The sequence below is a fragment of the Hydrogenoanaerobacterium saccharovorans genome (genome assembly GCF_016901815.1).
Lineage (GTDB): Bacteria > Bacillota > Clostridia > Oscillospirales > Ruminococcaceae > Avimicrobium > Avimicrobium caecorum.
The window spans coordinates 64,645-82,471 of record NZ_JACSNR010000011.1; the positions used below are offsets into that span (position 1 = coordinate 64,645).

Genomic DNA, 17,827 nt, shown 5'->3' on the forward strand with positions numbered 1-17,827 from the left:
CCGGACACTGTCTTTGCGGCCAGACAGCGCCCGGGGTTCTGTTTATTCTCTTATTTTATAATAGCCGGCCCGGCGCAGTGCCTGGGAAGCGGCGTTGAGCACCGCATAGAGGATCGCCGACTCGATGGGGATCATGGTGAGGTTCTTGATGACCCGCACCGGGATCATGGCATAGAAGCCCTTGCCGCCCAGCAGTGCCATCCACAGGGTGGCAAGAAAGGCATTGATGACGATGTTGATGGTGGCCTTGGTTGCCACCACACGCAGCAGGGTGGGCTTTTTCCCATAGAGGAACACGCCGTAGATCACACCTGCCAGCATGGCATTAAAAGTGTAGCCGAAGAAATAGGGACCCTGGGGCTTGAGAACACATTTGATGATGTCCCCCAGGCCGTTGGCAAGGCCGGTGACCACCGGTCCGAACAGCATTCCCATCAGGGCGGTGGCATTGAAGGAAAGCCCCACACTCAGGGAGCCGCCGAAATCCAGGCGGAAGAAATAGGTGAGCAGGATGCTCAGCGCCAACAGAAGCGACGCGCCGGTGAGGGAACGCAGATCACGAAGCTGCGCCGCCGAACGCCGGAAGGAATCGATTAACTTCATAGCAGTGCCTCCTAACTTTCATAAATTTGCTGTACAGTCAGGAAAGGCACACGCTGCCGCAGAGCCTGCACCGATCTTTGAAATTGTAACAGCGGGATGCGACAGCCCGACCGCAAACCGGTTTTCCACCGGTTTTTCGTCCGCACGGCAACTCCCCGTCCCTGCGGCACTTGACGCCTGGCCATCTACTCTGCTAATGAAAGGCGGACTTTTCCCAGTCCGGTTATTTATTGTAGCATATCCGGCATATTCTGACAAGGCACGCCCCGAAGAATCCCTCCCAGGACAGCAAACGAAGGCATTTTGTTTCCCGGCGGCAGATTTCGACCATACACCACCCCTTTTTTGGCGTATCAGACGAAAAAACGCAGTTTTTATTGGCTGAAAATGCATTTTCTCCGTCCCGATTCCATGGTATAATAATATGTAACAAATGGTGAAAGAGATCTGGCTCTGCTTTTTACTCTGTCCCATACAGAAAGGATTTGATACTATGTTCCGTCTTTTGAAAAACGGCGACGTCTATGCCCCTGAACACATCGGCAAGGCCGATATCCTCATCTGCAATGACAAAATCGTGGACATTGCAGAGCATATCGACTTCGATTATCCCGGCACCGAAGTGGTGGACCTCGAGGGCCGCAAGGTAATCCCCGGCGTCATTGACCAGCATATCCATGTCACCGGCGGCGGCGGTGAGAGCGGCTTCACCAGCAAGGTAACCGAAGTCGGTCTCTCGGATCTGGTACGCGGTGGTGTCTGCACCGTTGTGGGCGTTCTGGGCACCGACTCCATCTCCCGAAATGTGGAAAGCCTGCTCGCCAAGGTCAAGGCCCTCAACGAAGAAGGCCTGACTGCTTACTGCTACACCGGTTCCTATGACTATCCCTCCCCCACTGTCACTGGTTCTGTGGGCCGGGATATTGCCCTGATCGATGAGGTCATCGGCGTGAAGATCTGCATCTCCGACCACCGCTATGCCGGCATCACCCGCAAGGAACTCACCAAGCTGGCTGCCGCTGCCCGTGTGGCTGGTCTGGTAGGCAAGAAACCGGGCGTGGTACACATCCACATGGGCGCCGGCAAGAAGGGCCTCAAGGATGTATTCAAGATCATTGAAAAGACCGATATTCCCGTCAAGACCTTCCGTCCCACCCATGCCAAGAACAATCTCAAGGATATGATGAAGCTGGCAAAGATGGGCGGTTATGTGGACTTTACCGCTTCGCCGCCCTCCGGCTGCGCTGCCATTATGAAGGAATTCATGGCAGAAGCTCCCGATGGCAGCGTGACCATGAGCTCCGACTCCAACGGCAGTATGCCCGTATGGAACGAGAAGAACGAGCTCATCGGCATCAAGGCGGCGGAGAGCACCGGTGTCTATGAAACCATGGTGGCACTGCATCTGGAGCAGGGTCTCCCGCTGGAAGAGGCTCTCAAGCCCTGTACTGTCAATGTAGCCAAGGCACTGAACCTCTATCCCCGCAAGGGCTGCCTGAAGCCGGACAGCGATGCTGATATCCTGGTTCTGGACGGCGACGAGCTGAAGCTTTATGAGATGTATGCCAAGGGCAAGAAGATGATGGCGGAAGGAAAACCCATCGTCAAGGGATACTTCGAAAAGTAATCCATTCCCGCATGCTTGTGAAAAGGGCCTGCTTGTCAGGTCCTTTTCCCTCTTTGCGGCCTTTCGCAAATACTGGAAAAAGTTGCGGCGCCTTCCTTGACAAAACTGCCTGTGAGTGATATATTGTTAGATACTCTTTGAAATTCAAAGCACAAGCCATTGTTACCACCCGCATAAGGAGGTACCCCTGCATGCAGCGTGAAAAAATCAATACATTCCTGGTCAACGCCTTCAATACGATCCTGCAGCTGGAGGATCGGGCCCTTTCCAGCAGCCATGAGTTTTCCAATCTCTCGGTGAGTGAGTTCCATGTCATCGAGGCCGTGATCGCCTGCGGGGACAGCAGCTCCATGAGCGCCATCTCCAAACGGCTGGGCATCACGGTGGGATCGCTCACCGTAGCGGTGAAAACCCTGGCAAACAAGGGATACCTCAAACGGGAAAAACGCCTCAATGATATGCGTATGGTCTATGTGATCCCCACTGAAAAGGGACTGGCTGCCAACGAATATCACTCGGCATTTCATCGTAAAATGGTAGATGCAGTGATGGAAAAGCTCCCGCCGGAAGAACTGGATACCCTGGTTTCGGCGCTGGAGATCGTATCGAACTTCTTCACTGAAACCCGGGAAGCACGGTGAACCAGCCAAAACTACTGCGAGGATATAGATTATGAGCGTAAAAATTATTGTAGACAGCACCTGCGATTTTGAGCCGGAGGAGCGTCAGGCACTGGGGATCGAAATGATCCCGCTGACCGTCCAGTTCGGCGAGGAGATCTTCCGGGACGGCATCGACATCACCAAGGAGGAATTCTTCCAGCGGCTGCGTGCCTCCAAGGAACTGCCCCACACCAGTCAGATCAATCCCGCCACCTTCCTGGAGGTATATGAGCGTCTGGGTGCGGACGGCAGTGAACTGCTGGTGATGACCATCTCCAAGAATCTCAGCGGCACCTATCAGTCCGCCTGTGTGGCAGCAGAGCAGTATACCGGCAAGATCCGGGTAGTGGACAGCTCTCTGGCTACCACCGCCTTTGCCATGATGGTACGGATCGCCTGCCGCATGCGGGACGAAGGCCATACAGTGGATGAGATCGCTGACTATCTGGAAAAGATCCGGGAACGGCTGGTGATTATCTGCTGCATGAATACGCTGGAGTACCTGCACAAGGGCGGACGGCTCTCGGCAACGGTCACCATCCTGGGCGGTATGCTCAATATCAAGCCGGTGGTCCTCATCAAGGACGGTCATATCTCCATCCTCCACAAGGCACGGGGCATCAAAGCCGCTGCCCGCTGGATGGTGGACTATGTGGCAGAAACCGGATTCGATGCCTCCCTCCCCATCGGCTTTATCCACTCGGACAATCCCGAGGGTGCGGTGGAAGTGCGCTCCATGCTGGCAGAAAAGGCCACCTGGGGCGAGGAGATGACCCAGGGCATCGGCCCGGTCATCGGCACCCATATCGGCGACGGCTGTGTTGCCATTGCCTGCTTCTGGAAGGAAAAGTAAATCGTTTTCACCCGACCCGTCCCCCGGTTCTGCCCGGCGGACGGGTCATTTTTTGCGCCTTGCGGTTTTTCCGGTTTGTGGTACAATGGAAAAAGCAAGATCAACTACTTTCCGGGAGGCCGACATGCAGAAGAAGTATCTGGAGATCAAAGACTACCTGATGGAGCGCATCCGCTCCGGGGAATACAAGCCGGAACAGGCGATCCCGGCGGAACGGGAACTGGCTGCCCAGCTGGGTGTGAGCCGTATGACCGTGCGCAAGGCCATCGAAGAACTGATGTATGAAGGTCTGCTGATCCGGCGGAAGGGCAGCGGCACCTTCCTCACCACAGCCAAGAGCTCCAAGCCGGACCTGCTGCTGGAAGCCGGGGAAAACGCTGTCAAGATCGTCAGCTGCAAGCTCTGCTCCGAAGGCAGCTATGGCTACAAGATGCTGGGTCTCGATCCCAGCCGCAGCTACTGGCGTCTGCGCCGGGTACGCCGCATCGGACATCAGCCCTACGCCTATGAGGACATCTACTTCCACCCGGATTTCTTCCCCACTGTGGGACGGGAATTCTATACCAAGGGGCTCAGCCGGATGGCAGCGGAATCGGGCTATCCCGATCTCACCGTCTATGAGGATGTGGAAGCCCTGCTCTGCCTGCACAACACCGCACTGCTGCTCAAGGTGGAAACCGGCTCTCCCATTCTCCAGATCAAAAGCTACTTCTCCTCCGGCGATCAGGTGATGATGTTCTGCCGCAGCTATCACCCCGGCGACAGCTACAAGTACCAGTCCCTGCGCCGTCCTCTTTGACCGGAATTTTCCAGTAAATGATCCAAAACCAGCTTTTCAGAGCGTCGGAATCCCCGGCACTCTTTTTATTTTATCTATACCAATTCAAAATTTCTTGTCGCTCTGTACAAAAACAGATCCGGCCTTTTTGTCGCTGTATTTTGCAAAAAATAGCGATAATTGTGAGGAAAACCGGGATATTTTCACCCAATTTATCATCTTAACCAAAAACTTCCCAATTGGGTTAAAAAAATATCACAGCTTCTTGACATAGACCAATTCAAAGGCTATAGTAAGCAGTGCAAAATAGCGATTGGTATGCTTATTTTTATAAAATGGTATACAACGCACCGGGTATTTGCAAGGAGGTTTATATGGTACACGTAGGTAAATCGTATCCCATTCACGATGCCCTGGGCAAGGCCACAGGCCGTACTGTTTACGCCGGCGATATGGAGCTGAAGGGTATGCTCCACATGGCTGTGCTGTTCAGCAAGATTCCCCATGGCTTCGTCAAGAAGCTCGACTATTCCAAGGCAATGGAACTGCCGGGCGTAGTGGATGTGCTCTACTACGGCAACACCTGCCAGAAGGAGTACAACCGTTATCACTCCCAGTACCGCCAGGATCTGATCCATACCGAGCGGATCTTCAACCAGCATGTGCGCTTCGTCGGCGACCGGATCGCTGCCGTTGTTGCCACCACCGAGGAGATCGCCCGCAAGGCTGTTTCCCTCATCGAGGTTGAGTACGAGGAGTATTCCTTTGCTCTGGACGCCCATGAAACTCTCGAGGGTAAGATCGACAACATGGATGAGCATGGCTCGGTATTCGGCTCCATCGCCAATGAAGTCGGCACCCGTCCGGAAAATGACGGCACCTTTGTGGAAGTGGACACCACCACTCACATCGACCGCATCAATCATATGGCTATGGAAACTCATGCCGCTGTGGCTGAGTTCGACAGCCAGGGTGAACTGACCATCTACTCCCCCAACCAGACCGTTTACGGCATCCGTTCCTTTATTGCGGATCTGTTCGATATGGACTACAACAAGGTCCGTGTCGTAAAGACCACCATGGGCGGCAGCTTCGGCGGTAAGCAGGAGTGGGTTCTGGAGCCGCTGGTAGCTGCTGCTGCCCTGCGGGTAAAGCGTCCGGTCAAGCTGGTCTACAACCGTGAGGAGAGCATCCGCTCCACCTACTGCCGCGCTCCCATGTACTTCAAGAACAAGTTCACCTTCACTCCGGACGGCAAGCTCCAGGATGTGGACTGTGACCTGCTGCTGGATGCCGGCGCTTATCTGGGCAACTCCATCAACTACGCCCGCACCCTGGGAAGCAAGTTCTTCCGTACATACCGCTATCCCCATGAGACCTTCCACGCTCAGGTTGCCCTGACCAACACCATTGTCAGCGGTGCCTTCCGTGGCTGGAGCTCGCCGGAGTTCAACATCAACTTCGAGCACGGCATGAACATGGCAGCCCGCAAGCTGGGCATCGACCCCATCGAGCTGCGTCTGAAGAATGTCATCCATGAGGGCGACATCGAGCTGTCCACCGGCCTGAACCTGGGCGACTTCAAGGGCCGTCAGGTACTGGAACTGGGCCGTGAGAAGTTTGACTGGGAGAACCGCAAGAAGGAGATCGCTGAGTTCAACGCTCAGAACAAGCGCTACAAGCGTGGTATGGGCGTCAGCCTGGGCGGTCATGTAAACGGCTTCTATCCTGCCAAGCCGGACTACACCCGTGTGGATATGTGCGTAACCGAGAGCGGCACCGTTCGCTGCGGCGTTACCCTGCATGACCATGGCTGCGGTACTGTAACCGCCTTCAAGATGATCGCTGCGGAAGAGCTGGGCATCGAAGTGGATCAGGTACGCATCCAGGAGGGTGATACTGCCGTAACTCCTCAGGACTTCGTAGGCTGCTTCTCCAGCCGTACCACCTATGTAATGGGCCGTGCCACCCAGGAATGCGCCAAGCTGCTCAAGGAGCGCATCAAGGAGCACTTCGCTGTCGAGCGGGGCTGTGATGTAGCCGATGTAGTTCTGGACGGCATGACTGTTTACTCCACCAAGGAGCCCGATGTGGTTTACACCTGGAGCGATCTGGTTTATGCTTCCCAGCAGCGCTACCAGCACGAGATCTTTGCCTCCTATGAGTATGTGAGCAAGGATAACCCCGGCGTATGCGGCGGTCACTTCGCCTATGTAGAGGTGGACACCTACACCGGTATGGTCAAGATTCTCGACTACCTGGCTGTACAGGATATCGGTCAGGCTATCAACCGGGAGATCTGCATCGCTCAGACCCAGGGCGCATCTGTTATGGGCGCCGGCGCTGCTCTGACCGAGCATGTGCACTACCGTCCCAACGGTGTTCCCTTCGCCAACCTCAAGGACTACCATCTGCTCAACTCCTTCGAGGCTCCCAGCGTACGGGTCGAGCTCATCGAGAACCACAACACAGAGGGTCCGTTCGGCGCCAAGACCATCGGTGAGGTATGCCATGTTCCGGCTTCCGCCGCTGTGGTTGGCGCGGTCAACGACGCTCTGCAGAGCGATCTGAACGACCTGCCCCTGACCCCTGACAAGATCACTGCTTACCTGAAGAATCGGGAGGAAAGATAAATGACACTGAACTTTATTCTCAACGGCCGTCCCACCGAGCTGGAAGTAAGCCCGGACAAGCGCCTGCTGGATCTCCTGCGGGAGGACCTGGGCCTCACCGGTACCAAGGAAGGCTGCGGCGAGGGTGAGTGCGGCGCCTGCACCGTCATCATCGACGGCGAGGCCATGCACTCCTGCCTGGTGCTTGCCTGCCAGCTGGAAGGCAAGAGCGTCCTGACCATCGAAGGTCTGGAGCAGAATGGGGAACTGGACAAGATCCAGAAGATCTTCATTGAGGAAACTGCCATCCAGTGCGGTTTCTGCACCACCGGCATGATCATGTCCACCAAGGCTCTGCTCATGCACAACCCCCACCCCACTGAGACTGAGATCCGCAACGCCCTCGCCGGCAATATCTGCCGCTGCTCGGGCTACACCCAGATCCTGCGCGCAGTAAAGAGAACTTCCGAGGAGGCGTAACGATTTATGATGAAATCCTATGCACCCAAGACCATGGCTGAGCTGCCTGCCAGCCTGGCTGCCCTCACCCCTGAGAGCAAGATTGTCGGCGGCGGCACTGACTTTGTCATCCGTCTGCACTCCGGCGCGGTTCAGCCCGATGCCCTCTGCTACCTCGGTCACATTCCCGAGCTGAAGAAGATCGAAAAGCAGGGTGATACCATCTCGGTCGGCGCTTACTGCACCATGACCCAGATGGAGCATGATCCCATCGTCCGGGAATACCTGCCCGCCCTGATGGACGCTGCTGCTGATGTAGGCTCCCTGCAGATCCGCAACAACGGCACCATCGGCGGCAACCTGGGCAATGCCTCTCCCGCCGGTGACCTGATCCCCGTCATGTATCTGTATGATGCCAAGGTGGAGATCGCCTCCCCCAACGGCACCCGGATCGTACCGGTGACCGATGTGATCCTGCGTCCCGGCAAGACCATCCTGGAAGCCAACGAGGCCTTTATCCGCTTCCTGTTCCCCGTTCCCGCCTTCAAGAGTGCCTTTGTCAAGCTGGGCTCCCGCAAGAAGGTGACCATCTCCAGAATCGGCGTTGCGCTGGGCCTGGATATGGACGGCGACTATGTGCGTGAGATGAAGATGTTCGCTGGCGCTGTTGCCATCAAGCCGGTTGCCTTTGAGAAGGCCTGTGACTTCATGAAGGGCAAGACCATCAATGAGCAGAATGTTCTGGATGTGGCTGGGTTCCTCTCCGATTACATTGCTGAGAATGTAGCTCCCGAGTTTGACCGGGATTACAAGGTCTATGCTTCCCGCGGTGTTGTCACCGATGTCTTTGACCGGATTCTGGGCCGGCTGTAAGGCGAGGCGGGTTTGATGAATACTAAGTCTGTTTCCAAGTTTGTGCTGCTCAGCTTGATCGGCGTATTCCTGTTCTTTGTTCCGGTGCAGAATTCCAAGGTTCCGGTGGTGCTCATCACCGATACCATCAAGGCTCTGCTCGGACCGGCACTGGGACTGGTAGTGGTGATTTCCTGCACCCTGCTGGTCCTGGGGCTGATTGGTGCCCGGGCCTTTCATATCAAGGCGCTGGAACAGTATTACAGCGGTGATCCCGTCATCAAGATGGGCTTTTTCCTGGCAAGTGCCATCCTGGTATGGATGGTTACACTGAATGTAGATCTGCCCTTTATCCAGCATCCGGAGATCGGTGGTAAGATCCTGACACTGGCTTCCACCGTGTTCTTTACCATCGCTCTGGCTGGTACGCTGGTGATCTTCATTATCCGTTCGGGTATCGTGGAGTTTGTATCGGTGCTGTGCGAACCCATCATGCGCCCCATCTTCAAGCTCCCGGGCGAAGCTGCCATCAATATGATCTCCTCCTTTGTATCCTCGGCTTCGGTGGGCGTTTACTTCACCGAACAGTATTACACCCAGAAGGCATACACCACCCGGCAGGCCTGTGCCGTGGTGACCAACTTCAGTGTGATCAGCGTGGGATACATCGGCGTGCTGGCTTCCATTGCCGGCATCGAGGAGATGTATGGCGTACTGCTCATCGCAAGCTTTGTGCTGGTTCTGGTCATGGGTGCGATCATGATCCGGATTCCGCCCCTTTCGATGATCCCCGATACCTGCATCGATGGTTCCGCTCCGGTGGTCACCACCCGGAAAATGAGCTTTTCCGAGCGGTTCCGTCTGGCTGTGGAACAGGGTGCTGCACGCAGTGAACAGTTCACTGCCAAGGCCTTCCTTCAGAACTTCCTCCAGGCCATGAAGTTCGCCCAGAAAACCATCGGCGTTATGGTTCCCACTGTAATGCTGGTGCTCACCCTGGTCTACTATACCCCTCTCTTCCAGTGGATCGGCGCCCCTCTGGCTCCGGTTCTGGGACTGTTCGGGGTACCGGATGCAGCGCTGGCTGCTCCCAGTGTCCTCATCGGCATTGTGGAGATCAGCCTGCCCAGCATCCTGGTTTTGGGTACCGGCGCCTGTGCTGCCGCTGCCTTCTTTGTAGTTCAGCTCTCCATCGTTCAGATCATCTTCTTCTCGGAATGCGGCAACGCCATTCTCAGTTCCAAGATCCCCCTGGGCGCCGGCAAGCTGGTACTCATCTTCCTGATGCGCACTGCCATCGCCATTCCGCTGGTGGCTCTGCTCACCAATCTTATCTATTGATCTAGAGGTGCTTCACCATGGAAAAAGCAACAAAACGCGATGTCATGCGCTTTGCCGTCCTGGGACTCATCGGTATTTTCCTGTACTTTATCCCGGTTTCCGGCTCCAGCGTCCCCGTCGTACTGATTGTTAACTTCATCAAGGGCATCCTCGGCGACAACCTCAAGTATGTGGTCCTGTTCGCCCTGGCCCTGCTCGTTGCCATCATCATCGGCGCCCGCTTCTTCAAGAATGAAGCCTGTGCCAAGTATCTGGGCAATGTATCCACCTACAAGCAGATCCACTACTGTGTAGCCCTGCTGGTAGTCCTGGCTGTGTGGTTCAACCTGCCTCCGGCTGCCATCTTCGCTGACCCCAACATCGGCGGTCAGGTGCTGACTCTGGCTGGTACTGTTATGTCCACCGTATCCATCTGCGGCTGGTTCATCGTATTCGTGCTCAAGTCCGGTATCGTAGAGTTCTTCGGCACCCTGCTGGAGCCTCTGATGCGTCCTCTCTTCAAGATGCCCGGTGCTGCCGCGGTTAACTGCCTGTCCTCCTATGTGGTCAGCGCTGCCGTAGGCGTTTACATGACCGACCAGTACTATGAGAGCAAGGTTTACACCCAGCGGGAAGCTACTGCTGCTGCTGTCTGCTTCTCCACCATCTCGGTGGGCTACATCGGCGTACTGTCCTCCATCGGCGGTATCGAGAATATGTACGGCACCCTGCTGCTGCTCACCTTCGTCATGGTATTCGTGATGACCGTCATCACCGTTCGGATTCCCCCTCTGTCCCGGGTTCCCAACACCTACATCGACGGCACCACCGAGCCTGCTGATGCCGCTGCTTCCCAGGAAGGCAGCCGCTTCCAGCGCGCTGTGAACGCTGCTGCCCTGCGCAGCCGTGACTTCACCATGGCTGAGTTCTGGAAGAGCCTGGTTTCCGCTCTGAAGTTTGCCCAGACCATCATCGCCTACATGATCCCCATCGTGATCGTGACCCTGTCGCTGGTACACCTGACCCCCCTGTTCACCTGGCTGGGCAAGCCCATTGCTCCGATTCTGAGCCTGCTGGGCCTGCCGGATGCCGCTGCTGTTGCTCCGGCTGTGCTGCTGGGCTTCATCGAGGTCAGCCTGCCTGCCATTTCGGTGAGCACCGGCGTGGCTGCTCAGAGCGTATTCTTCGTAGTAATGCTCTCCATCAGCCAGATCATCTTCATGACCGAAGCCGGCAACGCCATGCTCGGTTCCAAGATGAAGATCAGCTTCGGCGCTCTGGTGGTAAACTTTGTAGTGCGTACTGTGATCTGCATTCCGATCATTGCACTGCTGTCCCACTTGCTGTTCTGATCGTTTCCTGCTAAGATAGAAACGGACAAAATACTGCAATCTTCACACTGAGAAAACAAATCCTCCGGGATTTGTTTTTTCGGGCGATGGTGATATTTTCAAAACTATAATGAGGTGTAAAAAATCATGAAAAAGATCCTTTCCATGCTGCTGGCATCGGTTATGGTGCTCTCTCTGGCAGCCTGCGCCAACCAGCCCGCTAAGGAAAATTCCTCCTCGCAGTCCTCCAGCGAACAGACCGCTTCCCTGGAAACCACCTATCCTGTAACCATCACTGACGCCCTGGGCCGTGAAGTGACCATCGAAGAGGAGCCCGAGCGTCTGGTGAGCGGCTACTACATCACCACTTCCTACCTGGCTGCCCTGGACCTGGATGAGAAGCTGGTGGGCATCGAGGCCAAGGCCGACACCCGTGAGCTCTACAAGCTGGCTGCTCCGGAACTGCCCAGCCTTCCCAATGTGGGCAGCCTCAAGCAGTTCAACCTCGAAACCTGCGTATCCACCGAGCCTGACCTGGTAATCCTCTCCGCCAAGGTGCCGGATGCTGTTGCCAAGCTGGAAGAGCTGGGCATTCCGGTCATCGCTGTAAACCCCGAGAGCGAGAAGGAATTCAAGGAGACCATCTCGATGATCGGTACTGCCTGCAATGTGCAGGAGCGTGCCAATGAGCTCACCGAGAGCTATGACAAGGCCATTGCTGACCTGGCTGCCAAGCTGGAAGGCGTGGAGCCTGCCCGTGTATACCTGGGCGGCAACAGCGCATTCCTGAGCACTGCCGGTCCCGCTATGTTCCAGGATCTGCTGATCCGGGGCGCCGGTGCTGAAAATGTGGCTTCCGAGATCACCGATACCTACTGGGCTACCGTTTCCTATGAGCAGCTGCTCGCCTGGAACCCCGATGCCATCATTCTGGCTCCTCAGGCTGAGTACACTGTGGACGATGTCCTGAACGATCCCGCCCTGGCTGACCTGGACGCTGTAAAGAACGGCAAGGTCTATGCAATGCCCAACGTGATCGAAAGCTGGGATTCTCCCATCCCCAGCTCCTACCTGGGCTCCATCTGGATGGCTTCTGTGCTCTATCCTGACGCTGTTTCCACCGAGGACTACACCAAGGCCTGTGTGGACTTCTACCAGCAGTTCTATGGCTTTGATGCCTCCTCTGTTCTGTAATTTATGACCCATCGCAAATTTCTTCTGCCTGCGGCACTGCTGATCCTGGCAGCTGCGATTCTGCTCTCCCTCTGCGCCGGACGCTATCCCCTGACCCCTGCTGACCTGCTGTCCGGCGATGAGATGTCCTGGAAGGTGCTGATGGTGCTCCGTGTTCCCCGTACCATTATGGCGGTGACTGCCGGAGCCGGTCTGGCCTTTGCGGGAAGCGTGTATCAGCTGCTGTTCCGCAATCCGCTGGCTGCACCGGACATCATCGGCGTATCCTCCGGAGCCAGTGTGGGTGCCAGCGTATCCATCCTCTTCTTTGGAGGCGGACTGCTCACCAACACCCTGCTGGCTTTCACCGGCGGTCTCACCGCTGTGGGGCTGGCTCTGCTGCTGGCCCGGGGCGGCGACCGGCGCAATACCGCCACCTTCGTACTGGCTGGCATTGCGGTCAACGCCCTGGCGGAAGCCGCTGTGATGTTCCTCAAATATGCCGCTGACCCCAATCAGCAGCTGGCTGCCATCGACTTCTGGACCATGGGCAGCCTGGCAGGCATCACCCGGGAAAAGATCCTGCCCACCGTCCTGTGTGTGGGATTCTGCGGCGGGCTGCTCTTCCTGCTCCAGCGTCAGATTACCCTGCTGGCCCTGGACCCGGACGAAGCTGCCCTGCTGGGTGTGGATGTGGACCGGATGCGCCATCTGGTGCTGATCCTGGCTACCCTGACGGTGGCTTCCATTGTCAGTGTCACCGGACTTATCTCCTTTATCGGCCTGCTGGCGCCTCACATTGCCCGTCTGCTGGACCGCCGGGGCGGAAGCCATGCCCTGGCGCTCAGCGGTGTGATCGGCGCGGCGCTGCTCCTGCTGGCGGACTGTGCCGCCCGCACACTCAGCTCCAGTGAGATCCCCATCAGCATCCTCACCTCCTTTATGGGGGCGCCGTTCCTGATCTGGCTCATCGCAAGGAGGGATTCGGTATGGCAATGATCGAACTGCGGCAGTTTTCCGCCGGCTATCCCGGACGGGACTGGACAGTCCGGAATGTGGACCTCACCATCCAGCCCGGGGAAACCGTAGGGCTCATCGGCCCCAACGGCAGCGGCAAAACCACCCTGATCCGGGGCATCTGCTCCCGGATTCCCTCCAGCGGCATCTGCCGTCTGGCAGGCGAAACCCCCGGGAGCGCCAAGGCTCTGGCGCAGACTGTCAGCATGATCCCCCAGCGCACCAGCATTCTCTTTTCCATCCCGGTGCTGGATGTAGTGCTCATGGGGCTCAACAGCCGTCTGCCCCTGCTGGCCCAGCCCTCTGCGGCCCAGCGGCAGGCTGCCCGTGACCTGCTCCGGCAGGTGGGCATGGACGGCCGGGAGGAGCAGGATTTTCTCACCCTCAGCGAGGGACAGAAACAGCTGGTGATCCTGGCCCGTGCCCTGATGCAGGATACTCCGGTGCTGCTGCTGGACGAACCGGACAGCGCCCTGGACTACAACAACAAGCACCTGCTGCTGGACACGGTGCGTTCCCTCTGCGGAAACCGGGAACGCACGGTACTTCTGACCATGCATGATGTTAACCTTGCCATGCAGTACTGCACCCGGCTGGTACTGCTCAAAGGCGGGGAGCTCTGCGGAGATCTCCGGCTGGCGGAAGCTGATGCGGAAAGCCTTTCCAGCGCTCTGCGGCAGATCTATCCCGGCACCCATGTGATCCGGGCCGGTGGACACTGGATCATGTTAAAGGAGGAACCGTCATGCGCGAACAGATAAAACTCTACCTCTGCAATGAGGAGGGACAGCGCTTTTTCGGGGAAGGCCCCTATCAGCTGCTGCGCTGCATTGAACGGTGCGGTTCCCTGCGGTCAGCGGCTCAGGAGATGAACATGGCCTATACCAAAGCCTTTCATCTGATCCGCCATGCCGAAGAGGAACTGGGCTTTCCCCTCACAGAAAAAACCATCGGCGGCACCGGGGGCGGCGGCTCCCGGCTCACTGCCAAGGCAAAGGAACTGATGACTCGCTATGAACAATACAAATCGGCCTGTGCCCGGGCAGCTTCTCAGCTCTATGATGAGTACTTTTCGGGCTTCCGGGAAACGGCATCTGCTGATCACCGGACAAAAACGGATCGGTAAATCCACCCTGTGCGACCTGCTGCTGGAACAGAAGCCGTTCGCCGGCCTCCAGAGCTACGCCTGCTGGGGCAGCCGTCCCACCCCGGACCGCATCGAGATGCGGGACCTTGTCACAGGTGAGGTCTTCCCCATCGGCACACCCGGACAGGGCCGTATGGAACCCATTCCGGAGGCGCTGGACAGCCATGCCGCTGCAATCCTGCGCAAGATCCCGGACGGCAGCGATGTGATGATCGATGAAGTGGGCTATCTGGAATCCTCCTGTGCCCGCTATGCCAAAGAGCTGGAGCGGCTGTTTGACCGCTGCACCGTCATCGCCGCCCTGCGAAAGGACCACACCCCCCTGCTGGACCGGCTGCGCAGCCGCCCGGATGTCTTTGTCTGGGACCTGGATCTGCACCAGCACCCCTGTCAGGTGGGCTGTGTGGTGATGGCCTCGGGCTGGTCCCGGCGGTTCTCCGGCGAGAACAAGCTGCTGCTGCCGGTAGACGGCAAACCCATGATCCGCCACACCCTGGAAAAGCTGGCTGCCCTGCCGCTGGAACGAGTGACTGTGGTCTCCCGGTATGAACCGGTCCGGGAGATGGCTGCGGAATATGGCTTCCAGGCCCTGGACAACCCTCTGATGCTCCAGAGCGATACCATCCGTCTGGGGCTGGCTGAAATGGCAGAGATGGACGGCTGTATGCTCTGTGTGGCAGACCAGCCCTACTGCACCAGAGAGAGCATGGAAGCCCTGCTCCGGCTGTTCCGGGAGAACCCGGACCGGATCTGCCGGCTGAGCTTCCGGGGACAGCCCGGCAATCCAGCGATCTTCCCCCGGGCTCTCTTTGCTGAGATCTCAGCCCTCACCGGCGATACCGGCGCCCGGGAAGTGATCCGGCGCTATCCGGACCGGGTGATGATGCTGGAAACAGCGGATGCCGAGGAACTCCATGACATCGACCATCCGGAGGACCTGCCCGGCACTTCTCCGGCAGAATAACCTGCAGAACGAAACCTCTTTGCATGAACAGGCACCGCTTGTACCGGCGGTGTCTGTTTTTGTTTACTTTTCTTTTGGGCTATGCTATACTGAAAACAGGAAGGATGTGGGAAATATGGGCGAACTGCGGAAGATCCCGGGCATCGGGCCGAACATTGAAGCGGATCTGGAAGCCATCGGCATCCATTCCATTGCCGACCTCCGGGGAAAGGACCCGGAGGAGCTGTACCGCCTGGACTGTCTCCGCAAGGGGTACCAGGAGGACCGCTGTCAGCTCTATGTCTACCGGCTGGCGGTTTACTACGCCGAAACCCCCGACCCCGACCCGGACAGACTGCGCTGGTGGCTCTGGAAAGATCCCCCGGATCTGTAATTTCCCGGAATAAACCGGGCGTTTTCCCACACCACTATAAAAAGAGATTGAAAGGATGCGATCGGATGAAACGACTCCTGGCCTTGATGCTGGCACTCAGTCTGCTGGCGGGCTGTACCACAGAACCGTCCTCCGCGCCGGAGGAACCGGAGAACTCCTCCAGCCAGAGCTCCAGCCTCCCGGAAGAGGAACCGGAGAGCAGCTCTGAAAGCGTAAGCGAACCGCAGTCCGGCACTGCTCAGAACAGCTCCACCGCCTCTCAGCCCGCTGTAACGCTGGCCTGGTGGCAGCAGGAGCTCTCCAATGAAAAGCTCATTGCCACCCCCGACCCGGTGCTGGGCTTTGCCCCCTGCGGAACCCCGGAAGGCTCTTACTGGATTTATGACGACACACGCAAGGTGAGCTGGCTTGGAAACGGCCTGTTTGCCCGGAGCAGTGATACGGCTGAAACCGCTCCGGTGGCGCTGATTCTGGACAGCGCCGTGGAAGCGGAGGACATCGGCCAGCCGGTGATGACCGACACCTTCTTTGAGATTGTGGGCAAGGATGACACCAAACTCACCGGACGGCTCTATGAGCAGGGTGTGGAACTCACACGTTCCCTGCCCGGACAGGGCTATGGCGACAGTGTCAAGCTCAAGCTGAGTGATTCCGATCTCACCACCCTCAGGAACAACCTCACCCAGTCGGAAGCGGACTCGGATGAGCGGAGCGCATACAGACCTGCCTGGCTGACCATGATGCGGGAGAGCCGCACAGAAACCATCACCTTCCGTGCCGCCACCGGGGAGGAGTGTACTTTTGACTCCTCTGACCCCTGGCCTTACTACGTCTATGACGAAGTTCCGCTGACTGTCTCCTCTGCCGGCACCTTCACCGACAAGACCAGCCTGCCGGACAGCAGCCAGGTAACGGTCACCTTCAATAACGGCCTGGTCTACAACATCTACGCCACTGAAACCCAGCTGCTGGTCACCACCAACGACACCGAACAGGGTCTGCTCTATACCCTCCGGTCTGGCAATAGTGTCTATGAAAAGACTGCGATGGGTCATCTCAACCCACCCACCGGCAAGCCGGTGATCTATCTCTATCCTGAGGAGGTCACCGACTGCACCGTCACGGTGGACTACTCCCCCTTCACCTACACCTATCCCACCTACAATGACGGCTGGGAGGTGACAGCCTATCCCGATGGACGCCTCATCAACAAGGCCGACGGCACCGAACACTACTACCTGTTCTGGGAGGGCGGCGCCCGTCCCCTCTGGAACTTCGAGAGCGGCTTTGTGGTCAAGGGCAGCGATACCGAGTCCTTCCTCCGGGAAAAACTGGCCTATCTGGGGCTCACACCCCGGGAGTACAATGACTTCATCACCTACTGGGTGCCGAAGATGCAGAACTCCCCCTACAACCTCATCATGTTCGCCGAGGAGCAGTATGAGGAGCTGGCACCCCTCACCGTCACTCCTGAGCCGGACAGCGTTGTGCGGGTGCACATGGTCTACCTGCCGCTGGACGAGCCCATCGAGATCCCTGAACAGGAGCTTACCCCCATGGAGCGCACCGGATTTACCGTTGTGGAATGGGGCGGCACTGACGCCAGCTACATGATGCGCTGACAAATTCCTGAAAATCCCCTCTGGAGACAGTCCGGAGGGGATTTTTCTGTAAAGCGATCGGATCTATGAAATCGGGCTGATATGCTGTCCGCCGCCTTTGATGCATCAAAAACGCATCAGGCCGGGAATCCGGGAAAGACCTCCCATAGCCTTCGGGGGCGATTGTGAAGTCCCGCGGCGACCCAATCAGAGGCACGCCCCCAGACCGGCTCTGATGCCCCAAAAGGAGCGCCAATGGGGAATCCGGTCCATCTTCCCTTTTTCAGGGACTCGGGGCGCAGGCAGGCCGAACCAGGACGGTTCTGAACAGACAGCCGCGCACAACAATAAATATCCCCCCGCAAAGCGGGGGGTATTTCCGTTTCGGGCATAGCCCTAATACTACAGGCAACGCACAAGTGCGCTTTTTGTTGGCCTGCCAGCCACGCATAGGA

The 17,827-nt window shown here is 57.4% G+C and carries 17 protein-coding genes and 1 riboswitch; of the genes, 16 read left to right on the forward strand and 1 reads right to left on the reverse strand.

Annotation, left to right across the window (positions count from 1 at the left end):
* Nucleotides 1-42: 42 nt before the first annotated feature.
* On the reverse strand, nt 43-603 hold the full coding sequence (locus H9X81_RS10930) for a folate family ECF transporter S component (protein WP_177504489.1): 561 nt from the start codon (nt 601-603) through the stop codon (nt 43-45).
* 87 nt (nt 604-690) lie between these two features.
* A riboswitch (THF riboswitch) is annotated at nt 691-798 on the reverse strand.
* Between the two features lie 310 nt (nt 799-1,108).
* Here H9X81_RS10930 and iadA point away from each other — a divergent pair.
* The 16 genes from iadA to H9X81_RS11915 all read left to right on the forward strand — a co-directional run bounded on the left by iadA (nt 1,109) and on the right by H9X81_RS11915 (nt 17,393).
* A complete protein-coding gene (gene iadA / locus H9X81_RS10935; RefSeq protein ID WP_204721990.1) occupies nt 1,109-2,230 on the forward strand; it encodes a beta-aspartyl-peptidase in 1,122 nt (373 codons plus the stop codon).
* 191 nt (nt 2,231-2,421) lie between these two features.
* Nucleotides 2,422-2,871, forward strand: a complete 450-nt coding sequence (locus H9X81_RS10940; protein WP_177504493.1) for a MarR family winged helix-turn-helix transcriptional regulator — start codon at nt 2,422-2,424, stop codon at nt 2,869-2,871.
* Nucleotides 2,872-2,902: 31 nt separating this feature from the next.
* Nucleotides 2,903-3,745 carry a DegV family protein gene (locus tag H9X81_RS10945; protein ID WP_204721992.1) on the forward strand — a complete coding sequence of 281 codons (843 nt, stop codon included), beginning with the start codon at nt 2,903-2,905 and terminating at the stop codon, nt 3,743-3,745.
* Between the two features lie 124 nt (nt 3,746-3,869).
* A complete protein-coding gene (locus H9X81_RS10950) occupies nt 3,870-4,544 on the forward strand; it encodes a GntR family transcriptional regulator (RefSeq protein WP_177504496.1) in 675 nt (224 codons plus the stop codon).
* Between the two features lie 353 nt (nt 4,545-4,897).
* On the forward strand, nt 4,898-7,156 hold the full coding sequence (locus tag H9X81_RS10955; RefSeq protein WP_204721994.1) for a xanthine dehydrogenase family protein molybdopterin-binding subunit: 2,259 nt from the start codon (nt 4,898-4,900) through the stop codon (nt 7,154-7,156).
* Complete coding sequence (locus tag H9X81_RS10960; RefSeq protein WP_191392724.1) at nt 7,157-7,615, forward strand: (2Fe-2S)-binding protein; 459 nt, start codon at nt 7,157-7,159, stop codon at nt 7,613-7,615.
* Nucleotides 7,616-7,621: 6 nt separating this feature from the next.
* Entirely contained in the window at nt 7,622-8,467 is an 846-nt protein-coding gene (locus tag H9X81_RS10965) for an FAD binding domain-containing protein (protein ID WP_224762458.1), read from the forward strand.
* Nucleotides 8,468-8,482: 15 nt separating this feature from the next.
* Entirely contained in the window at nt 8,483-9,787 is a 1,305-nt protein-coding gene (locus H9X81_RS10970) for a YjiH family protein (protein WP_204721996.1), read from the forward strand.
* 17 nt (nt 9,788-9,804) lie between these two features.
* Nucleotides 9,805-11,118 carry a YjiH family protein gene (locus tag H9X81_RS10975; protein ID WP_204721998.1) on the forward strand — a complete coding sequence of 438 codons (1,314 nt, stop codon included), beginning with the start codon at nt 9,805-9,807 and terminating at the stop codon, nt 11,116-11,118.
* A 126-nt stretch (nt 11,119-11,244) separates the two neighbouring features.
* Entirely contained in the window at nt 11,245-12,291 is a 1,047-nt protein-coding gene (locus H9X81_RS10980) for an ABC transporter substrate-binding protein (protein WP_204722000.1), read from the forward strand.
* 3 nt (nt 12,292-12,294) lie between these two features.
* Nucleotides 12,295-13,269: a FecCD family ABC transporter permease gene (locus H9X81_RS10985; protein WP_191392728.1), complete on the forward strand. Its 975-nt coding sequence runs from the start codon at nt 12,295-12,297 to the stop codon at nt 13,267-13,269.
* Nucleotides 13,260-14,048 carry an ABC transporter ATP-binding protein gene (locus tag H9X81_RS10990; protein WP_204722002.1) on the forward strand — a complete coding sequence of 263 codons (789 nt, stop codon included), beginning with the start codon at nt 13,260-13,262 and terminating at the stop codon, nt 14,046-14,048. Before H9X81_RS10985 ends, H9X81_RS10990 begins: the two co-directional genes overlap by 10 nt.
* Entirely contained in the window at nt 14,033-14,413 is a 381-nt protein-coding gene (locus H9X81_RS10995) for a winged helix-turn-helix domain-containing protein (RefSeq protein WP_204722004.1), read from the forward strand. The genes H9X81_RS10990 and H9X81_RS10995 overlap by 16 nt, the downstream gene beginning before the upstream one ends.
* Nucleotides 14,346-15,398 carry an NTP transferase domain-containing protein gene (locus H9X81_RS11000; RefSeq protein ID WP_204722006.1) on the forward strand — a complete coding sequence of 351 codons (1,053 nt, stop codon included), beginning with the start codon at nt 14,346-14,348 and terminating at the stop codon, nt 15,396-15,398. Before H9X81_RS10995 ends, H9X81_RS11000 begins: the two co-directional genes overlap by 68 nt.
* Before the next feature lie 115 nt (nt 15,399-15,513).
* Nucleotides 15,514-15,771, forward strand: a complete 258-nt coding sequence (locus H9X81_RS11005) for a helix-hairpin-helix domain-containing protein (RefSeq protein ID WP_204722008.1) — start codon at nt 15,514-15,516, stop codon at nt 15,769-15,771.
* A gap of 65 nt (nt 15,772-15,836) precedes the next feature.
* Complete coding sequence (locus tag H9X81_RS11915; protein ID WP_243424153.1) at nt 15,837-17,393, forward strand: hypothetical protein; 1,557 nt, start codon at nt 15,837-15,839, stop codon at nt 17,391-17,393.
* Nucleotides 17,394-17,827 lie beyond the last annotated feature (434 nt).